The organism is Paenibacillus sp. LS-5 (assembly GCF_056121505.1).
Genome location: NZ_JBWAVA010000111.1, coordinates 1 through 247 on the forward strand (window position 1 = coordinate 1; position 247 = coordinate 247).

Annotated in this window: 1 protein-coding gene; it reads left to right on the forward strand. The window is 60.7% G+C overall.

Annotation, left to right across the window (positions count from 1 at the left end; genetic code table 11):
- The coding region (locus AC0MA3_RS26675) for a hypothetical protein (RefSeq protein WP_474658374.1) at nucleotides 1–222 on the forward strand (222 nt) is incomplete at its 5' end.
- Nucleotides 223–247 lie beyond the last annotated feature (25 nt).

A 247-nucleotide genomic window follows, 5' to 3' on the forward strand; every position in this document is an offset into this window, starting at 1 on the left:
TCCGGGGTGGGCCTGAAGGAAATCGCCGGTACCGATCTGTTCGCGCTGGTCGAGCACGGGCGCGCCCATGCCCTGTTCGAGGCCTTGTGCGCGCAGCATGTGCTGGTGCGCAAATTCGCCTATGCGCCGCAGTGGTTGCGCTTCGGCCTGCCATTGGATGAGAATGACGCAGAGACATTCCGGCAGCGGGCCGTTATAGCAATGGACGCTGTGCGAAGCTGAGATTTTGAATCAACGGGATCGAATC